Source organism: Olleya sp. Hel_I_94, assembly GCF_007827365.1.
Classification (GTDB): Bacteria; Bacteroidota; Bacteroidia; order Flavobacteriales; family Flavobacteriaceae; genus Olleya.
Genome location: NZ_VISI01000002.1, coordinates 1763839 through 1784185 on the forward strand (window position 1 = coordinate 1763839; position 20347 = coordinate 1784185).

Sequence of the window (20347 nt, forward strand, 5' to 3'; positions counted from 1 at the left end):
CACAGAAGTTGTCAAATTTTAAAGCAAACTTGCGTTAAGTTTTGTAGTTTTGGTATTCTATCAAAATTACTATTATGTCAGACAATAAACGCGTCTTTTTAGTCGATGCCTACGCTTTAATTTTTAGAGGTTACTATGCCTTTATAAAAAACCCAAGAATAAACTCTAAAGGTGAAGACACCTCTGCTATTATGGGTTTCATGAATTCGTTATTAGATGTTATAAAACGTGAGCGTCCTGATCATTTAGCAGTTTGTTTTGATAAAGGCGGAAGTGCTGACAGAGTTGAAATGTTTGAAGCCTATAAAGCCAATCGTGACGAAACGCCTGAGGGTATTAAAACTGCTGTACCTTATATCATGGAGATTTTAAAAGCCATGCATATTCCAATTATGGTTAAAGCTGGTTATGAAGCGGATGATGTTATTGGGACTTTAGCTAAACAAGCCGAAAAAGAAGGCTACCAAACCTTTATGGTAACACCTGATAAAGATTTTGCGCAATTAGTTAGCGAAAACATTTTTATGTACAGACCTGTGTTTGGTGGTGGCTATGAAACTTGGGGAATCCCAGAAGTACAGAAAAAATTTGAAGTAACAGACCCTTTACAAGTCATTGACTTTTTAGGAATGATGGGAGACGCTAGTGATAATATTCCTGGTTTACCTGGTGTTGGAGAAAAAACCGCTAAAAAGTTTTTAGCACAATATGGTAGCATGGAAAACCTTTTTGCTAACACACACGAGCTAAAAGGTAAAATGAAAGAGAAGATTGAGGCCAACCAAGAGTTAGGTTTACTTTCTAAAAAACTAGCAACCATTATGTTAGACGTTCCTGTGACGTTTAACGCTAAAGATTTTGAGTTAGACGCTCCAGATATTCCTAAAGTGACTGCCATTTTTCAGGAATTAGAATTTAGACGTCTTATAGATAATTTTACAAAAACCTTTACTTCTGGTGCAGAAGCCACATCGCTTGCTAACAACAACGCTTCGGAAAAAGCAACACCAAAAGTGACGCCTAAAGAGGCTGAAAGTGCTGGAGCTGGTCAATTTAATTTATTTGGAGGCGACCCAAATTCCGCAACAGCGACCTCTGACACAGATAGCTTAGCGCGAAAAACTGCCGAAACTACTGCTCATTTTTACCAAAGTGTAGCCTCAGGAATGGCAACTACATTATTTATTAAAAACTTAATGAATCAGACGTCTGTGTGTTTTGATACCGAAACCACAGGTTTAAATCCATTAACTGCAGAGTTGGTTGGAATTTCATTTTCATGGGAAATTGGTAAAGGCTTTTACCTACCCTTTCCGGAGGACAAAACCGAAGCACAAGCACTAATCGAAACGCTTAGACCATTTTTTGAAAGTGACACCATTCAGAAAATTGGACAAAATTTAAAATACGATATTAAGGTACTAGCCAAATACAATGTACAAGTCAAAGGTCCATTATTTGACACCATGTTAGCGCATTATTTAATTAATCCAGACATGCGTCACAATATGGATGTTTTGGCAGAAACGTACTTAAACTATACACCAATTGCTATCACAGAATTGATTGGTAAAAAAGGAAAAAATCAATTATCCATGCGTGATGTTCCGTTGGAAAAACAAACGGAATATGCGGTTGAGGATGCTGATATTACGCTTCAATTAAAAGAACATTTTGAAAAGGAATTAGGCGAAGCTAACACTCAAAAATTATTTGATGATATTGAGGTGCCTTTACTTCGTGTATTGGCTGCTATGGAATTGGAAGGTATTAATTTGGATGTTGACTTTTTAAATAGCCTATCAGACGATTTAAATAACGATATCAACACTTTAGAAAGCAAAATATATGAGGTTGCTGGAGAGGAGTTTAATATTGCCTCACCAAAACAATTAGGTATTATTTTGTTTGAAAAACTAAAATTGGTTGACAAACCTAAAAAGACAAAAACAGGTCAATATGCAACAGGAGAAGACATACTGTCTTACCTAGCTAAGGATCATGAAATTATTCGCAATATTTTAGATTATCGTGGTTTAGCAAAACTTAAAAGTACCTATGTGGATGCGTTACCACTTCAGGTAGAGCCTGCAACAAGTCGTGTACATACAGATTATATGCAAACCGTTGCTGCCACAGGACGTTTAAGTAGCAATAATCCAAACCTACAGAATATTCCGATACGTACAGAACGTGGACGTCAAGTCCGTAAAGCGTTTGTACCACGTAATGAAGATTACACACTTTTAGCTGCGGATTATAGCCAAATAGAGCTGCGCATTATTGCTGCGTTAAGCGAGGAAGAAACCATGATTGAAGCCTTTAAAAATGGAGAGGACATTCACGCTTCCACTGCATCAAAAGTCTTTAATGTACCTTTAAACGAAGTTACTCGCGAACAACGTAGTAATGCTAAAACCGTAAACTTTGGGATTATCTATGGTGTGTCAGCTTTTGGATTAAGTAACCAAACCGATTTATCGCGTGGTGAAGCCAAAGAACTTATTGATACCTACTACGAAACCTACCCTAAACTTAAAAAATACATGAGTGCACAAGTAGATTATGCACGTGATCATGGATATGTGAAAACTATTTTAGATCGTAGACGTTACTTAAAAGATATAAATAGTCGTAATGCTGTGGTACGTGGTGCAGCAGAGCGTAATGCTGTTAATGCACCAATCCAAGGTAGTGCTGCAGATATTATTAAAATTGCCATGATTAACATTTACAACAAACTAGAGGTTGGTAATTATAAAACTAAAATGTTACTACAAGTGCATGACGAATTGGTTTTTGATGTCTACAAACCTGAACTTGAGAAAATGAAAACCTTAATTAAAACCGAAATGGAACAAGCCTTTAAAATGGAAGTACCTTTAGATGTTGAAGTGGATACTGGTTTGAATTGGTTGGAAGCGCATTAGAAATTTTATTAAATAAATATTAATTATTTCAAAAATGTCCGTAATTTTGTCCGTGTACGTAAAAACGTCCGTGAATAATTATGGCAACAATTAATTTTTATTTAGACAAACCTGACAAAAAAGGGTTTGCACCAATTCATCTTAGAATAAACTGCAACGGAAGTCAAGTTAAGGTTTCTACAGGTCAAAAAATAGAACCAAAAAACTTCAATAAATCCAAACAAAAAGCAATTGGATTAAGCGTTGAATCTCACGAAATCAATCATTATTTAGATTTTCTAAGAGAAAGAGCTGATGAACTTTTACATCATTCTAATAAAAAGACTTTTGTTCAAGACGAAGTAAAAAGTGTATTAAACGAACACATTGAAAATTACAAAGAAAACAGTAATGTAAACATTGTAAAAGAGCAAGTAGCTCTCTATGGAAAGCCTTTCACATTTGTTGATTTATTTGCAGGTGCTGGTGGTTTTAGTGAGGGTTTTCTACAAGCAGAACACAATAATAAATTTTTTGATTTTATTGTAGCTAACGATATAAATGAAAACTGTGAGTTAACACACGTTGTTAGATATAATCATCAATTAGGTTTAGACGCTGAATTTTTACAACAAGATATAACAGAACCAGATTTTCTAGATAATTTATTAGAAAAAATCAAAGGAAAAACAATTGATGTTGTTTGTGGTGGACCACCTTGCCAAAGTTTTAGTCTTGCTGGTAAACGTAAAAAATTTGATAAAAAAGACGACCTTTTTTCTCACTATTTAGAAGTAATCAAGGTATTACAACCTAAATACTTCGTAATGGAAAATGTGAAAGGAATTTTAACTAAAGAGGGTGGAAAAATAAAAGAACTAATTATCAAGGAAATTAATTCTATTGTTGACACAAAAGAAATTCCTTTACTGAATTCTTTTATCAAGAAAATACGAAAAGAATCAAATTCATTTCTCTTTGATAGTATTGTAAAAAGAGTTGAACTTGAAAAACTACTTGAAAAAGATAAAGAATCTGGAAAAGAAGATTTTATAAGGTTTGTAGAAAATAGATTTAAAAAAATAACACCAAAAATCGCTGATTACAAAACAAGTAAAACAGATGAAAATATAAACACGATTCGACACGGATTTAATCTTTTAGCACGTTCTAAAGAATGGGAAAAATTAAAACGTGATATTATTAAAGAAAAAGACTTTTGCAATATTGATAGTGATGATTTTACAAATTCGTTTACAGATTTCTTAACGGAAATAGGTTCTGAAAATGTTATTTCAAAAATTGAGAATTCTTTTAAATCCTTAAAAGTACCAACTGAGTATAAAAAAGATTGTGCCGACATTGTAACTGCGTTAAAAATTTACACAACATCTTTTGATGAATCAATCGAGATATTAAAATCTTATTGTAACACATCACAAAAAAAAGAGTTAAATACCATTCTTGAAAGTATTAGACTTTATAAAATAGAGCAACCTTTTGTTGCTAACGCATCAAATTATGGTGTTCCTCAAAATAGAGAAAGAGTACTTTTCATTGGTTGTAGAAAAGACCAAGAATATATTTCAGAGATTCCAGCAACAGTTTCCGAAGAAGATAAGGTTACAATTTTTGAAGCTTTATACGATTTAGATTTTATCGGTAATAACCAAGAAGCTCATCGTTACGAGCAAGTCGACATTTCGGCTCAATATAATGGAACTGCAAAAAAAATGGCTAAGCTTCTTAAGAAAAGGAGTATTGATGGCAAACCATTATCTAAAGGCGGAAAATCATTTGCAGAATGGTCTAAAAAAGGCAGATTGATTGAACGTATTAAACCTCAAACAAAACCTTTTTATGTAAAAAACACCCAAGGTCTTGAAGATGGAGAAAAGTATTTTGATTTACTCAATAATCATAAAACAAGTAACCAAAATGAAACAGTAATTCAAAGACTTGGTGTCATTTTAAAAAATGGTAATTACAAGGAAGCTCAACCAGAGCTCAAAAAGCTAGGACTTGCAACAAACAAACGCAACTACAACGTTTTAAAACCTGACGAACAAAGTTCTACGATAATGACTATTGCAGATGATTACATTCATTATAATTCGCCAAGGTCTTTAACAGTTAGAGAAATGGCACGCTTACAATCGTTTGACGATTCTTTTGTGTTTCAAGGAAAACGCTCAACAGGAGGAAATAATAGAAAAACAGAAGTTCCACAATATACTTTAGTTGGAAATGCTGTTCCACCATTATTAGCAAGAGCAGTTGCAAGTGAAATTTTAAAACATATCAAGTGAGAAAACTTACAGACGCAGAACAAGAAAAGATAAAATTACTAACTAAAAACCAAGTTTCTCTTACTTTAATTGAACCAACCGAAACAGGATTAAAAAAATCCATAATGGATGCAACTGGTTCTGTCCGTAGTTATTTGAAAAGTGAATATATTCACGATTACGAATTACAAAAACAAGGCACAGAAAGTAAAGTAATGATTCCCGCAGTAATTCATACTGGTTTAAAGACAATAAAATCACAAGCATCTTTATATCGTCCTTCAACGAAAAAAGGAGACCCAAGAATATGGTTTTATAGCTTGACAAAGGCTGCAGCCCCAAATGATATTATTGCAATAACTTACTTTGATAGTCGATTTCAAGTTTTTAACTTGACAAAATTAGATGTCATAGAATTGATAAATTCTTCAATTTTCAATCCGTTTCAAGAGTTAATTAATGCAATTAACACGACAGAAAATGAAATAGCATTTGAACTTTTGGCAATGTTAAGAAAAATAGCAAATGCTGGCCCAATTCCTTCAATGGTTGACGCTGATACTTCTGTTGGTAGAACACTTGAAACTGCACTTGGAATCAATATCAATTCCTCAAAAGAGCCAGATTATAAAGGAATTGAATTAAAATCCTTTAGAAAAAAGAAAACTTCTAGTAGACAGAATAGAAAAAACCTATTTGCTCAAGTTCCTAATTGGAAACTAAGTAAATTCAAAAGTTCAACAGAAATATTAGACAATTTTGGTTACGACCGAGGAGATGATTTTAAGTTATATTGTACAGTTTCTGCAATTACTAGGAATTCACAAGGATTGAATTTGAGAATCGATAACGAAATCAAGCAAGTAATTGAAAACTCTGATAAACCAGAAGTCGGAGATTTTGTAGTCTGGACATTGGACAAACTGCATAATCGTTTAAAATCAAAGCATAAAGAAACGTTTTGGGTTGAAGCTGAAAGCACAAGAGTAAATGGACTAGAACACTTTCAATATAAATTCGTGGAACATACTAGAAAACCAATTACATCACAATTTGATTTATTAATTGAGCAAGGAATAATCACTCTCGACCATTTGATAAAAAGAACAGCTACAGGAAGTGGAAAAGAAAAAGGTCCTTTCTTTAAAATTGAATCGAAAGGAATTGAATTATTGTTTCCGCCAAGTGAAAAATACAATTTACTTGCATAAATTAAACAGAAAACAAATACTTTTATGAATGAATCTGCCCACTCATAATCTCAATAGCTATTTCTTTATCCAAAACAACACCAACTTCACTTAAAGATTCTTCATCACGATAAATTCCATTTTTATCATTCCAACACAACCAATCTATTAACTCTAAGCGAGACCAACTAGTTAATTCAACTAAAAGTTCTTCTTTATCCAATTCCATAATTTTGTAATATGGATGTCTTAGTTTATCTCTTTCAATAAAATTCATAAAATCATATATTTAGCTACTTAAATATATGAAAAAACGAGATTAAAACCTATTAAAAACAATACTTCACACTTTATATTTACGATATTAAAAATCAATCATTACGGTTCAAAACCTATGAGTATTAATTGGAAATTAAATGTACCTATGCCAAATTATTTATGGAAAGATGCTGCAAAACTTTCTATTGGACAAACCCTAACTTGACCTTCCCTCAAAATACTCCATACACTTTATAGCAGGATTTGTTTTTCGGTTTTTAAAGCCATGTGCAGCACTGCTTATAATTAAAATTACAGCAGCAACTAACGCAGTGTAGGCTACAGAAGTATTTACGTTGTTATTAGCCACGTAAATAGCAATTAAAGCCCAAGCACCAACTAGCGCAAACTCGCGCATGTTACGTGTCCAGGTAACCATTAAGTTTATTACTGTGGCTACCCCAATTAATAGTAAGGTCCAAACGGTTGGTGACAACCCAAAACCATCCCAATTATATTTTACTAAAACTGCTGATACATTAGCAATACATGCAACCGTAATCCAACCACTATAAATTACAAATGGCCACCACAAAAACACAATAACAGTGATTGGTGCATCAAACAATTCCATTTTGTTTTTAAGCACTATTTGTAATAACGCGATAAGTATTATAAAAATAAATACAGAGGATAGTACAGTATAACCATAAATCCAAGTGACAATCCAAGCACAATTAGCAATACATGAGATAGTAAACCACCAACCTGTTCTTAGTACAAAGTCGTCATTTCTGACCTTGACAAACAAACTACGTCCTTGATAAACAATAAATCCTGTTAAAAGCAAATAGATGATTCCCCAAATGGAAAACGCATATCCTGCAGGTGTAAATAAGGTATTGTATTGTTTAGAGACTTCGCCAATAGTTGTGTTATTTAATAAACCCGTATTGGATAAATAGTTCATTATAATCACGCAGACAAAAGCAATCCCATTGATTATTTGTAGTTGTTTTTTCATAGTTATAATATACTACATTTAAAACATCTTGAAAAAATTCTACACCAAAAAAAAGTTAATAGATTACTAATTTTTAACGACGTTTATTTTTGCTTTTAAACTTAGCCTTATTCTTACGTTGATTAAACGGAACAGCGTCATTAAAGGTGTTTTTAGCTTCACCTTTAGGTTTGTTTTTTCGCCATTTTTCCTCTTTACCAGGTAACAGCACGTCTAATAAGTCTTGACGTCCTAATTTGTTTAGGGTCTTTTTGATCCACGCTTTGTTTTCGTCTTTATACCAAAAGAAAAAACGGTGTTGTTCGTCTTTCTCTTTTCTAGTAATTGGTGTATTTACTTTTTTAAGCGTGTAAGGATGGTAGCCACTATAATAAATTACAGTAGCCACAGTCATTGGTGTTGGTGTAAAGCCTTGTACTTGCTCTAACTGGAATCCCATGTCTTTGGTTTCGGCAGCTAGATTAGCCATGTCTTCCACCTCACAAGCAGGATGATTAGAAATAAAGTAAGGTATTAATTGAAGTTTTAATCCTTTGGCAATATTAATTTTATCAAAACGCTCTTTGAACTTATGGAAGTATTTAAACGACGGTTTACGCATTAATTTTAACACAGGATCACTAGTATGCTCTGGAGCCACTTTAAGTCGTCCAGAGACGTGCTTAGTCATGACTTCTTCCGTATAAGCATCTAACTCTTTTGGATCTGCATTTTTATTAAATTCCGGGACTAACATATCGTGTCGGATTCCAGAACCTATAAACGATTTTTTAACTTTTGGATGACTATCAACCGCTTGGTACAATTCGGTTAACGGTTTATGTGATGTATCTAAATTACTACATATTACTGGCGAAATACAACTTGGTGCAACACATTTATCGCAAATAGACTGTACTTTACCCTTCATTTGATACATATTTGCACTTGGTCCACCAATATCACTTAAATACCCTTTAAAATCAGGCATATTTGCAACCGTATCAACTTCTTTTAAAATAGATTCCTTACTACGTGAAGCAATAAATTTTCCTTGGTGCGCAGATATGGTACAAAAGCTACAACCACCAAAACAACCTCTATGAATGTTGATGGAAAACTTAATCATCTCGAACGCAGGAATTGGTCCACGCTTATCATACTTTGGATGTGGTAATCGTGTGTATGGTAAATCAAATGACGCATCAATCTCTGCTTCGGTCATTGTTGGATATGGTGGATTAATCATTAACACCTTATCTCCTACTTTTTGGAAAATTCGTCTTGCAGCTAATTTGTTGGACTCTTGCTCGATGACCTTAAAATTAGACGCATATTTTTTCTTATCCTTTAAACAGGTTTCATGCGAAGCGATTTCAATATCTTCCCAATTACTGTTCTTAGGTATTTTTTCGTCTTTATTCATTAATACAGCAGTTTGATTAACTGTATTAATACTACTAAATGGTACGCCTTTTTCTAGCAAACGTATGATTTCTCGCAAGGGCTGTTCTCCCATTCCGTACACCAACATATCTGCTTTAGAAGTTTCTAAAATTGTTGGCATTAATTGATCACTCCAATAATCGTAGTGTGTTACACGTCGTAAAGACCCTTCGATACCACCAATTAACACTGGAGTATCTGGCCATTTTTCTTTTAAAATTTTAGAGTATACAGACGATGCATAATCAGGTCTAAATCCAATATCACCATTTGGCGTGTAGGCATCCTTATCACGTTTCTTTTTATTAGCATTATAATTGCTAATCATGGGATCCATACAACCACCTGTAACACCAAAAAATAATCTTGGTTTACCTAATTTTACAAAGTCCTGAAGATTATCGTTAACATTAGGTTGTGGTACAATAGCGACACGTAAGCCAAAACTTTCTAGCAAACGTCCAATAACTGCTGGACCAAACGTAGGATGATCCACGTAGGCGTCACCACTAAAAAGTATGACGTCTAGCTCTTGCCAACCACGTATCTTAACCTCTTTGTTAGTGGTAGGTAACCAATCTGATAATTTTAATTCTTGCATAACGTTGCAAAAGTATATAAAAAAAGACTGTGATGTATTTATTTTAAAGGGAATAGTTAATCTAGAAGCCTAAACTTTAACATCTAACGCATCGCGTAATGCATTACCAATTAGCATAAAAGCCATTACTAAAAGCATGATGCATAAACCTGGTAAAATAGCTAGATAGGGTTTACCTAAAATAATATAGTTGTAATGATCCTTAATCATTGCTCCCCAACTTGCCATAGGTGGTTGTGCACCAATACCAAGAAAACTAAGTCCAGACTCTATTAATATTGCTGCAGCAAAATTGGCTGCACATATTACAATCACAGGAGCCATAATATTAGGCAATATATGTTTTGTTATTATCCTAAAATCGTTAAATCCTAAAGCTCTAGCTGCTGTCACGTATTGCATTTGTTTTGCACTAATAAGTTGTCCTCTAACAACTCTAGCCACTTCTACCCACATGGTTAAACCTACTGCTATAAATACTTGCCAAAACCCTTTACCTAAGGCTAAAGTAATTGCTATAACCAACAATAACGTTGGAATGGACCAGGTTACATTTATAATCCACATGATTAAAGCGTCTACTTTACCTCCATAATATCCAGCAACACTACCCATAAATATTCCAATTACCAGAGATATAAATACTGCTACAAAGCCAATAAAAAAAGAAATACGTGCACCAACCAATAAACGACTTAATAAATCACGTCCATATTTATCGGTTCCTAGATGGAAGGTTACGTTTTTTATATATTGAGACGCTGAATTTTGAGTGATATAAGACGCATCGATTGTTTTTGTGTCGCCTTCTAAACCATCAGAAGCAAACTCGGTGTACGTTAATTGGTTATTATGTATTGAATAACTTGAAATAGGAATTTCGGAGTCTGTATTGTTTATTCCGAAGAACACTTTTTGAAAAAGTGATTGCTCGTTTTTAATTTGAGAAGGTATGGTCAACATCTTAACATTAAAACCTGGAGGTTTAGAATGAATAGACACATGCATTTGATTGGCATTTTGAGAATTGTCTGGTGCAAATAAATACGCAAATACAGACACTAAGCCAACTAATGCTACAAAACACAAACTAAAAACGCCCCAAAAGTTTTTTTTAAACTTTTGAAGCGCTAATTGTGATAAGGAGTATGTTTTTGTTGTCATTTTATAATTATCAATTCCTAAGTTTTGCAATGCTAAATATACAAATCAAAGGAATGACAAAACTACTAATTTTTTATCGTGGCTACTTTTTTAATTTCGTAAGTCATTTTTAAGTCGTTTAGCACGTTAAGCGCTTCTTCAACATAAACATCTTTACTTAAATTTTCATGCCATCTGTTACGTTTATCACGTAAGGTCGTGTCTTGATCAAACATTCTTTGCTCGTATGGTAACGACTCAAATGTTAAATTAGTTTTATAATCTGAAATCGCATCAAACTGCTTTGCTTCTTCTTCATTTAACTTTAACTCTGCTCTATATTTTTCGTAATTAAGCGAGTAGCTGTTATCATCCATTTTAGTCTTAGCCCATTTAGCACTATTTTCAATTAACTTTAATTGCTCGTTATTAGCCATACGCTCTTTACTATTAGCAATGGTACGATCGTAGTCAAAATAGCTATTCCAAACTTCAAAATCTACAGGTGTGATCTTATCCCAAGCTAATGGATTTTCTTGATCACGCTCACCTATGTCAATAAAACTGTAACGATCCGGAACAACAACATCACTTTTTACACCTTCTAACTGTGTTGATCCACCATTAATACGGTAAAACTTTTGACGCGTTAATTTTAAGGCTCCTAAATCTCCGTGAGAACTATTACGAACCATTCGGTTTAAGTCTAATACATTTTGTACTGTTCCTTTACCATAAGTTTGCTTACTACCAATAATAATAGCACGTTTGTAATCTTGCATTGCTGCAGCTAAAATCTCTGATGCAGATGCAGACAACTCGTTTACCATAATTACTAATGGTCCATCCCAAACAATGGATTTATCAGTATCACGTAACACCTCTTTTGGCTCGTCGGTTGATCTAACTTGTACAATTGGTCCGTCTTTAATAAATAAACCAGCCATATCTACAACGGTTCTTAAAGATCCTCCACCATTATTACGCAGGTCTAAAACAAGACCTTCAATACCAGCTTCTTTTAAACGCTCAATTTCTAATTTAATATCTGTTGCAGCGTTACGGTTATTATAATCTTCAAAATCTACATAAAACTTAGGCAGATTTATTATTCCGTAATTTTTATTGTCTTTTTTAACTATTGAAGACTTAGCATAAGTCTCTTCCAGCTCTACTAAATCTCTAGTCACTGCAATATCTTGGATAGTACCATCCACTTTTTTCATGGTTAAAATAACCTTAGTCCCTTTAGGTCCTTTAATTAATTTAATAGCATCATCAATACGCATTCCAACTACGCTTATTGCTTCTTTTTCTTTGTCCTGACGTACTTTCATTATAACATCACCAACTTCTATCTCTCCATCTCTCCAAGCTGGTCCACCAGAAATAAGTTCTACAATTTTGATGTAGTCCATTTTTTTCTGTAAACGTGCTCCAATACCTTCAAGTTTACCAGACATTTGCTGATCAAATCTATCTTTATCTGTTGGTGCTAAATAAGAGGTGTGTGGATCAAACTCTTCTACAATAGTATTCACATACATACCAAACCAATCCTCACGATCCATATCTTCGATATAGTCTGTAAAATAATTATCTAAAGCTTTAGACGTTTCAGCTCTAGCTTCTGCTTCAATCTCTGTAATAGTTTTTTTAACTACAGGCTCTTTTTCAATAGCTTCAGTGCCTTCCTCGTCTTCCTTTACTTTAGCTGTATCATTTTGCTCATCCATTAAAGTATCGTAACTAGACAACGTATTAAATTTTAACTGTTGTCTCCAACGCTCTTTTAATCCTTTTTTGTTTTTAGCGTATGGTAAGTTTTTATAATCTGTGTTATAATCTTCGTCTTGATTAAAATCAAAAGGCTTTGCTAAAATATCTTTATAATAAGACTTAGCTTCTTCTTGACGTTGCACTAAACGCTCATAAACCAAACTAAAAAATGAAATATCATAAGCTCTTAACTGATCATCAATTTCGGTTTCAAACTTTTTAAAATCGTCAACATCTGACTGCAAGAAGTAACGTTTTAAAGGGTCAACCAACTCTAAATAGTCCGAATAAATTTCTGCAGAAAAAGCATCATTTAATTCTTTTGGTTCAAAATGTAACTGGTCTAAAGCTAAAGTTATGATTTGTATTAAAAGTTTGTCTTTATCTGGATCGTCATCAACTTTAGTGGTAAAACTACAAGAACCAAATGCTAATAATAGTACTAGCAATATTATATTATATTTCCTTTTCATGTGTTCTGTTTAAATTTTTTCGAGAAATTTCTACTAAAGTAAAGAAAAAACCATGCCAATAAAATCTAATCCACCTAATTTTTTGTTAAACTGAAGAAATTGAGTAGATACGGGAGAATTTATGTATTTTAGCTAAGTAATTTAATAGACTACTATGAGTAAAAAACCACTAATTTTAGTGACTAATGATGATGGCATAACTGCACCAGGAATTTTAGCTTTAATTGATGTTATGGAAACCTTAGGTGATGTCGTTGTAGTAGCACCAGATAGTCCGCAAAGCGGAATGGGTCATGCTATTACATTAAACAATGTACTACACTTAGATAAAGTCTCTAAAAAAGGAGACAAAACTTTAAAATACAGCTGTTCTGGGACACCTGCAGATTGTGTTAAAATTGCAATTAACGAGGTTTTAGACAGACGTCCAGATTTGTGCGTATCTGGTATTAATCATGGCTCCAACAGCTCCATCAATGTGATATATTCTGGAACTATGAGTGCTGCTATTGAAGCAGGAATTGAAGGTATACCTGCTATCGGATTTTCTTTGTTGGATTACAAATGGGATGCAGATTTTGAAGCTTCTAAAAAATACATTAAACAAATAGCTAAAAATGCTTTACAACATGGTATTGCTGATGGTATGATACTAAATGTAAACATTCCTGCTTTAAAAAAGAAGGACATAAAAGGCATTAAAGTTTGTAGACAAGCAAGAGCTAATTGGAAAGAAAAATTTGACAAAAGACAAACACCACAAGGTAGAGATTACTACTGGCTAACTGGTGAATTTGTAAATTACGATAAAGGCACAGATACTGACGAATATGCTTTATCTGAAGGTTATGTTTCTGTTGTACCTGTACAATACGATTTAACTGCGCACCATTACATGCAAGAACTAAATACGTGGCAATTTGAATAACAAAAAACACATTATTCTTGGCTTTATTTTAGGTGTGATTTCTACAGGAATTGGTGTATTACTGTACATCGCATTCTTTTCTAGATATGGCATTGAAGAGACTTTTAAAAAAGCCATACAGTTTAAATTTGTTGATAAAATAGTTAGCTTAGGCGCTTTGCTTAACTTAGGTTTGTTTTTTCTATTTTTAAACAGAAAAAAGGATGATTTGGCAAAAGGTGTGCTAATAGCCACACTAATAATTGGATTAATTATTATAATAAATAGATTATAAATTGAAGTATTACATTATTTCTGGCGAAGCTTCTGGCGATTTACATGGCTCTAACCTAATGAAAGCGTTGCAAAAACAAGATGCAACTGCAGATTTTAGGTTTTGGGGAGGCGACTTAATGCAATCTGTTGGTGGCACATTAGTAAAACACTATAAAGCTCTAGCTTTTATGGGATTTTCTGAAGTGATCATGAATTTAAGGACTATTGCCAAAAACTTATCGTTTTGTAAAACAGATATTGCAAACTATAATCCTGACGTGATTATTTTTATTGACTATCCTGGGTTTAATCTACGTATTGCAAAATGGGCTAAGACTAAAAATTTTAAAACACATTATTATATTTCTCCTCAAATTTGGGCTTGGAAAGAAGGTCGTATTAAAGCTATCAAACATGATGTAGACCAAATGTATGTGATCCTACCGTTTGAAAAAGACTTTTACGAAAACAAACATAATTATCCTGTGCATTTTGTTGGACATCCATTAATAGATGCTATTGCAGACAGAACACAAGTGGACGATAAAACGTTTAGAAAAACACATGGTTTAACCGAAAAACCAATTATTGCCCTATTACCAGGAAGTAGAAAGCAAGAAATAACAAAAATGTTATCCGTAATGCTCAGTGTTGTAGATGACTACCCTGACTACCAATTTGTAATTGCAGGTGCACCAAGTCAGGATTACGACTTTTATAAAACTTTTATTAAACAAAGTAATGTCCATTTTATAAGCAACAAAACTTACGATTTACTAAGTCTTGCGACTGCTGCTTTAGTGACCTCTGGAACAGCAACATTAGAAACCGCTTTGTTTAAAGTGCCTCAGGTAGTTTGCTACAAAGGTAGTTGGGTGTCTTACCAAATTGGTAAACGAGTAGTAAACCTAGATTATATTAGCTTAGTAAACTTAATATTGGATAAAGAGGTTGTAACCGAATTAATTCAGGGTGACTTTAACACTAAACGTCTAAAAAAAGAGTTAGATACTATACTAGATAGCTATGAACGTACTAAATATTTTATGAGTTATTATGACTTAGAAAAAAAATTAGGTGGAAAAGGTGCTAGTGAAAACACAGCTAAATTAATATATAATTACATACACGATTAATTATTAAATGAATAAAATTGTCCTACTTTTAATATTAGCAACATTAATGTCTTGCGGAAGCAGTAAAAGCAAGCGTGTTGTCACTACAAAATCTGAATCTGAAGTTATCAGCCAAACCAACAATAAACCTGCTAGACGTGGTCCTGCTAGAAAAACCAGCACAAAATCTACTAGAGACATAGCTACTGATGATCAATTAGAAGATAATCAATCTGTAGAAGCCATAGCTGTTAACAATCCACTAATTGCAAGCATTATTAATAATGCACAAAGTTATGAAGGTGTTAGATACAAATATGGTGGTACTACAAAAAAAGGTATGGATTGCTCTGGATTAATCTATACAGCATTTCAATCTGAAGATATTAGTTTACCACGATCTTCAAGCGCTATGGCTACGCATGGTGACTGGATAGATGTAAAAGAAGTTAGAGAAGGTGACTTACTGTTTTTTGCCACAAAACGGAACAGCAGAACCGTTAACCATGTTGGTTTAGTAACGTCATCTAGATTAGGACGTGTAGAATTTATTCATGCAAGTACAAGTAAAGGTGTAATGACCTCCCTTTTATCTGAACGCTATTGGTACTTTGCTTTTGTCCAAGCACGACGATTATTGTAAGAAATTGACTATATTGAAGTATGAAATTGCTTCATTTTTCAATTATAAAATTCACAATTTGCTTAATAATTGGCATCGTACTTTCTAAGATACTAAGTATTTCGGTACTTTATAGCTGGTTTATAACTATAAGTCTTACAGCGCTTTCCGTTATTTTATATTTTATTTTCAAAAAGAAAAGTAACCACATTTATCTTTTTGGTACTATTATCTACTTAACTTTTGTAGCTTTTGGTCTTTTTATATCTAATAGTAACGAAGATTTAAATAAAACCAATCACTTTAGCAATTATATAAGTAAAGATACCACCACTAGTACTACAACTTTTAGGATTAGAGAATTATTAAAACCTAATGCTTATAGTCAGCGTTATTATATTGACTTGCTTCAGATAAATAACAATAACGTTATAGGCAAAGCATTGCTAAACGTTAAAAAAGACAGTTTACAATCTATATTACCTATAGACGCTATTTATACAACTGCCATACCATTAGTGGACGTTAAAAAGCCTTTAAATCCAGATCAATTTAGTTATAAAAATTATTTAGAAAAACAGCAAGTACACTTTCAGCTATATGCTGATCACACCAATATACTGCAGCTTCAAAATAAAACACATACCCTATTTGGATATGCAGCTAAATTAAGAAATCACATAAATAGCAAATTAGATAAGTATCAATATACAAATGACCAGCTGTCCATTATTAATGCCTTAATATTAGGGCAAAGACAAAATATAACAAAAGCAGTTTATGACAATTACACCAATGCAGGAGCCATACACATATTAGCAGTTTCTGGGTTACATGTTGGTATAATATTGTTAATACTAAATTTGGTATTCAAGCCTGTAGAACGTTTAAAAAACGGGAAGTTTTATAAAACCATAATACTCGTTATTTTATTATGGACCTATGCTTTAATTGCAGGTGGTTCTGCATCTATTATAAGAGCAACAACCATGTTTAGTATTGTTGCTATAGGTATTAACTTAAAACGTCCGACAAACATCTATAACACCTTAGCTGTTTCTGTTTTTATTTTACTATTAATTAAACCTAATTTTTTATTTGATGTAGGTTTTCAGTTAAGTTATGCTGCAGTAATAGCAATCGTTAGTTTTCAGCCTATATTAGAAAAACTTTGGACACCTAAATACAAAATTGTAACGCTGTTATGGCAAACGCTAACAGTAACCGTTTCAGCTCAATTTGGAATTATCCCTATAAGTCTATATTATTTCCATCAATTTCCTAGTTTGTTTTGGCTATCCAATCTAATTGTAATTCCATTTTTAAGTATCATATTAGGTTTAGGTTTACTAGTAATAACATTAGCACTATTTGGTTTACCTAAAACATTTTTGTCAGACACATTTGGAATGGTTATCAATTGGATGAATTCCTTTTTTGAATGGATTTCTAGTCAGGAAGATTTTTTAATAATTGATATTCCATTTACCATCGCTCAGGTGATTATATCCTATATTTTTATATTTTGCCTTTATGCACTTTACCATAATAAGAATTATAGGTGGTTACAATTAACCTTAATTTCGGTCTTGGTTTTACAATTATCCTATACCATTGTCAAATTTAATAGTAAAAGCAATCAGTTTATTGTATTTCATAAAAGTAGAAACACACTATTAGGTAAAAAACATAACAATCAATTAGCAACCTTTTCTACATTAAAAACAGCAGAAACAAATTCTATAATTAGAAGCTATGCAGTCAAAAACGCATTACAAACATCGGCTTCAAAACCTGTAACTAACATATACAAACTGGACAACAAACATGTATTAGTTATTGATAGTTTGTCCGTATTTAATGTAAAAGGAATAACAATAGATTATGTTGTATTAACACAATCTCCAAAATTAAACCTAGAGCGATTAATTGACAGCTTAAAACCAAAGGTTATAATAGCAGATGGAAATAATTATAGATCGTATGTAAATCGTTGGGAAGCTACTTGTTTAAAACAAAAACTCCCGTTTTACCACACAGGTAAAACAGGAGCTTATATTATAAACTATTAAAAACGGTTTAATCGTTTTTAAAGGTTGCTTTAAAGGCTTTGTAATAGGCATCAAAATCTGCTTGAGTTTTCATGTCTTTATGTTTATTAGACTGAAACATTTTTAAATACAACTCTAAAGCTTGTGGTGTTTGATATCCTGTAATTGGAGATATTAATTGCGCATCTTCATCAAAAAATAGCAACGTTGGATAAGCTCTAATCCCTAAACCACGTGAAAGCTCGTGACTAGAATTTCTAGTTTTAGCTTTAGCTGGATTGTAACTCGGGTTTTTATATGTTTTTCCTTTAAAGGTAATTTCTTCATTTCCCTCAGCATTAAACTTCACAGCATAATAATACTTATTTACGTAAGCAATTAGGTCTTTATTAGTAAAAGTTCTAGCATCCAAAAGTTTGCATGGACCACACCAAGCTGTGTAAGCATCCATCATTATTTTTCTAGGTTCTTTTTTTTGAAGCTCAACAGCTTCTTCAAGTGTTACCCAGTTAATTTTGTCTTGTGCAAAACTACTAACTGTTAATAACAATGTTAGGGCTAAAAATATGTTTTTCATGGTATTTATTTTATATCTTTTATAGTCGCAAATAGTGTTCCAAATTTACAAAAAAATAAAACGCCTCATGATAGAGGCGTTTATTTTAATAATATATTAAGTGTTAATTATTGTACACCATGCATCATACGCTTAATCTTACCATTTAATAAAAGCATAATTACACCTGCTCCTATTGGAATTAAAGTAAAGATTAAGAAGAATGTTGATAAACCGTAATCTTCCATAATTGGATCCATGTAACTTGCTGTCCAACCTCCAATTACACCAGCTAAGAAATTTGCAATAAACCAAATACCAAACATCATACTTACTAGTTTTACTGGAGCTAATTTACTAACATAACTTAAACCTACTGGAGACACACAAAGCTCTCCTAAAGTATGCAATAAGAAAGCAATAATTAACCAAATCATACTAACTGAAGCTGACTTTGCGCCATCTGGGATTCCTGAAGCTCCATATGCTAATGCAGCAAAACCTACTCCTACAAGAATTAACCCTAAAGCAAATTTAATTGGTCCTGATGGGTTGTATTTGCTTTCCCATATTTTAGAAAATACTGGTGCAAATAATATAATGAATAATGAATTTAATACAGAGAACCATGATGCTGCAACTTCAGTAGCTTCAGAAGTAAACTCTCTATATAACATCCAAATAACAATCACCCAAATAATTAAAAAACTAAATCCTAAGAAAAAATTTGATAAGGCATACTTTTTAAAAGTTTGCTTAAATAGCATTCCTAATACCCATGTTAACACAAATAAAGGGACTAAAGTAATAATTGAATTAACTATATTAAAAACCGTTGCAGACTCTCCACTTAAAGCACGATCTGTATAATCTGCTGCAAAAATGGTCATAGATCCACCTGCTTGCTCAAATGCCCACCAAAAGAATACTGTAAACAAAGCAAAAATACCAATTACAGTCAAACGGTCTTTTGTAACTTTAGACGACTTAGCATCGTCAATAACATCTTCTACATCATCTCCAATCGCTTCCATTGAATGTTCTAATGTATCGTCAAGGTCCTCACTATTATTTGGAGATAATCCAATATTACCAAATATTTTTTGTGCAAAGTAAAATTGCAACATTCCAAAAAACATAAATACACCAGCTAATCCAAATCCATAATGCCATCCTATTTTCTCACCTATGTAGCCACATAAAAGAATACCTAAAAATGCTCCTGCATTAATTCCCATGTAAAAAATGGTGTAACCAGCATCTTTCTCTTTTCCTTGACCTTTATATAATTGACCAACAATTGAAGAAATATTTGGCTTAAATAAACCGTTCCCTAAAATAAGAAAGACTAATCCAATGTAAAAAAACATATCTGTTAATCCCTCTAAAGCCATAGCAGCATGTCCTAAAGTCATTATTAAAGCACCAATAACAACGGACTTTCTAAAACCTAAAAATTTATCAGCTAAATAACCACCAATTATTGGTGTTAAATAAACCAATCCAATATACCATCCATACATTAAGGTTGCATCTTCACGCTCCCAACCCCATCCTCCTTCAAGGATTGACTTTGTTAAAAACAGTACTAGTAAAGCACGCATCCCATAATAGGAGAATCGTTCCCACATTTCAGTAAAAAAGAGTACAAATAATCCAGACGGATGACCCAAAACGGTCTTTTGATTGGTTTCTGAACCTCCAAATTTAAATTCCATAAGTTATAATAT

Annotated in this window: 15 protein-coding genes; 8 read left to right on the top strand and 7 right to left on the bottom strand. The window is 32.9% G+C overall.

What is annotated here, in order from left to right; all coding sequences use genetic code 11:
* Positions 1-74: 74 nt before the first annotated feature.
* The 3 genes from polA (at position 75) to JM82_RS11135 (ending at position 6408) form a co-directional block, all read left to right on the top strand.
* Positions 75-2930 carry a DNA polymerase I gene (gene polA, locus JM82_RS11125; protein WP_145003704.1) on the top strand — a complete coding sequence of 952 codons (2856 nt, stop codon included), beginning with the start codon at positions 75-77 and terminating at the stop codon, positions 2928-2930.
* 80 nt (positions 2931-3010) lie between these two features.
* Positions 3011-5218 carry a DNA cytosine methyltransferase gene (locus JM82_RS11130; protein ID WP_145003707.1) on the top strand — a complete coding sequence of 736 codons (2208 nt, stop codon included), beginning with the start codon at positions 3011-3013 and terminating at the stop codon, positions 5216-5218.
* Positions 5215-6408: an MvaI/BcnI family restriction endonuclease gene (locus JM82_RS11135; RefSeq protein WP_145003710.1), complete on the top strand. Its 1194-nt coding sequence runs from the start codon at positions 5215-5217 to the stop codon at positions 6406-6408. The genes JM82_RS11130 and JM82_RS11135 overlap by 4 nt, the downstream gene beginning before the upstream one ends.
* A 22-nt stretch (positions 6409-6430) precedes the next feature.
* On the opposite strand, the gene JM82_RS11140 is transcribed toward JM82_RS11135, so the two are convergent.
* The 5 genes from JM82_RS11140 to JM82_RS11160 form a co-directional block, all read right to left on the bottom strand.
* Positions 6431-6664: a hypothetical protein gene (locus JM82_RS11140; RefSeq protein ID WP_145003713.1), complete on the bottom strand. Its 234-nt coding sequence runs from the start codon at positions 6662-6664 to the stop codon at positions 6431-6433.
* A gap of 198 nt (positions 6665-6862) precedes the next feature.
* Positions 6863-7669 (bottom strand): tryptophan-rich sensory protein, encoded by an 807-nt coding sequence (locus JM82_RS11145; RefSeq protein ID WP_145003716.1) that lies wholly within the window; start codon positions 7667-7669, stop codon positions 6863-6865.
* Positions 7670-7742: 73 nt separating this feature from the next.
* Positions 7743-9695 carry a YgiQ family radical SAM protein gene (locus JM82_RS11150; RefSeq protein WP_145003719.1) on the bottom strand — a complete coding sequence of 651 codons (1953 nt, stop codon included), beginning with the start codon at positions 9693-9695 and terminating at the stop codon, positions 7743-7745.
* A gap of 69 nt (positions 9696-9764) precedes the next feature.
* Complete coding sequence (locus JM82_RS11155; RefSeq protein ID WP_145003722.1) at positions 9765-10859, bottom strand: ABC transporter permease; 1095 nt, start codon at positions 10857-10859, stop codon at positions 9765-9767.
* 65 nt (positions 10860-10924) lie between these two features.
* Entirely contained in the window at positions 10925-13090 is a 2166-nt protein-coding gene (locus tag JM82_RS11160) for a carboxy terminal-processing peptidase (RefSeq protein WP_145003724.1), read from the bottom strand.
* A gap of 154 nt (positions 13091-13244) precedes the next feature.
* Here JM82_RS11160 and surE point away from each other — a divergent pair, with 154 nt between their 5' ends.
* The 5 genes from surE to JM82_RS11185 are packed head-to-tail and all read left to right on the top strand — an operon-like array spanning position 13245 to position 18082.
* Positions 13245-14018: a 5'/3'-nucleotidase SurE gene (gene surE, locus JM82_RS11165; RefSeq protein WP_145003727.1), complete on the top strand. Its 774-nt coding sequence runs from the start codon at positions 13245-13247 to the stop codon at positions 14016-14018.
* Positions 14011-14292 (top strand): hypothetical protein, encoded by a 282-nt coding sequence (locus tag JM82_RS11170; RefSeq protein ID WP_145003730.1) that lies wholly within the window; start codon positions 14011-14013, stop codon positions 14290-14292. The genes surE and JM82_RS11170 overlap by 8 nt, the downstream gene beginning before the upstream one ends.
* A gap of 1 nt (position 14293) precedes the next feature.
* Complete coding sequence (gene lpxB, locus JM82_RS11175) at positions 14294-15409, top strand: lipid-A-disaccharide synthase (RefSeq protein WP_145003733.1); 1116 nt, start codon at positions 14294-14296, stop codon at positions 15407-15409.
* A gap of 7 nt (positions 15410-15416) precedes the next feature.
* Positions 15417-16031 (top strand): C40 family peptidase, encoded by a 615-nt coding sequence (locus JM82_RS11180; RefSeq protein ID WP_261375359.1) that lies wholly within the window; start codon positions 15417-15419, stop codon positions 16029-16031.
* A gap of 20 nt (positions 16032-16051) precedes the next feature.
* Entirely contained in the window at positions 16052-18082 is a 2031-nt protein-coding gene (locus JM82_RS11185; protein ID WP_145003736.1) for a ComEC/Rec2 family competence protein, read from the top strand.
* A 7-nt stretch (positions 18083-18089) separates the two neighbouring features.
* Here JM82_RS11185 and JM82_RS11190 read toward each other — a convergent pair whose 3' ends face one another.
* Together JM82_RS11190 and JM82_RS11195 are read right to left on the bottom strand one after the other, a co-directional pair.
* Positions 18090-18638, bottom strand: coding sequence for a thioredoxin family protein (locus JM82_RS11190; protein WP_145003739.1), 549 nt, complete (start codon positions 18636-18638; stop codon positions 18090-18092).
* 107 nt (positions 18639-18745) lie between these two features.
* Positions 18746-20335: a peptide MFS transporter gene (locus JM82_RS11195; RefSeq protein ID WP_145003742.1), complete on the bottom strand. Its 1590-nt coding sequence runs from the start codon at positions 20333-20335 to the stop codon at positions 18746-18748.
* Between the last annotated feature and the right edge of the window lie 12 nt (positions 20336-20347).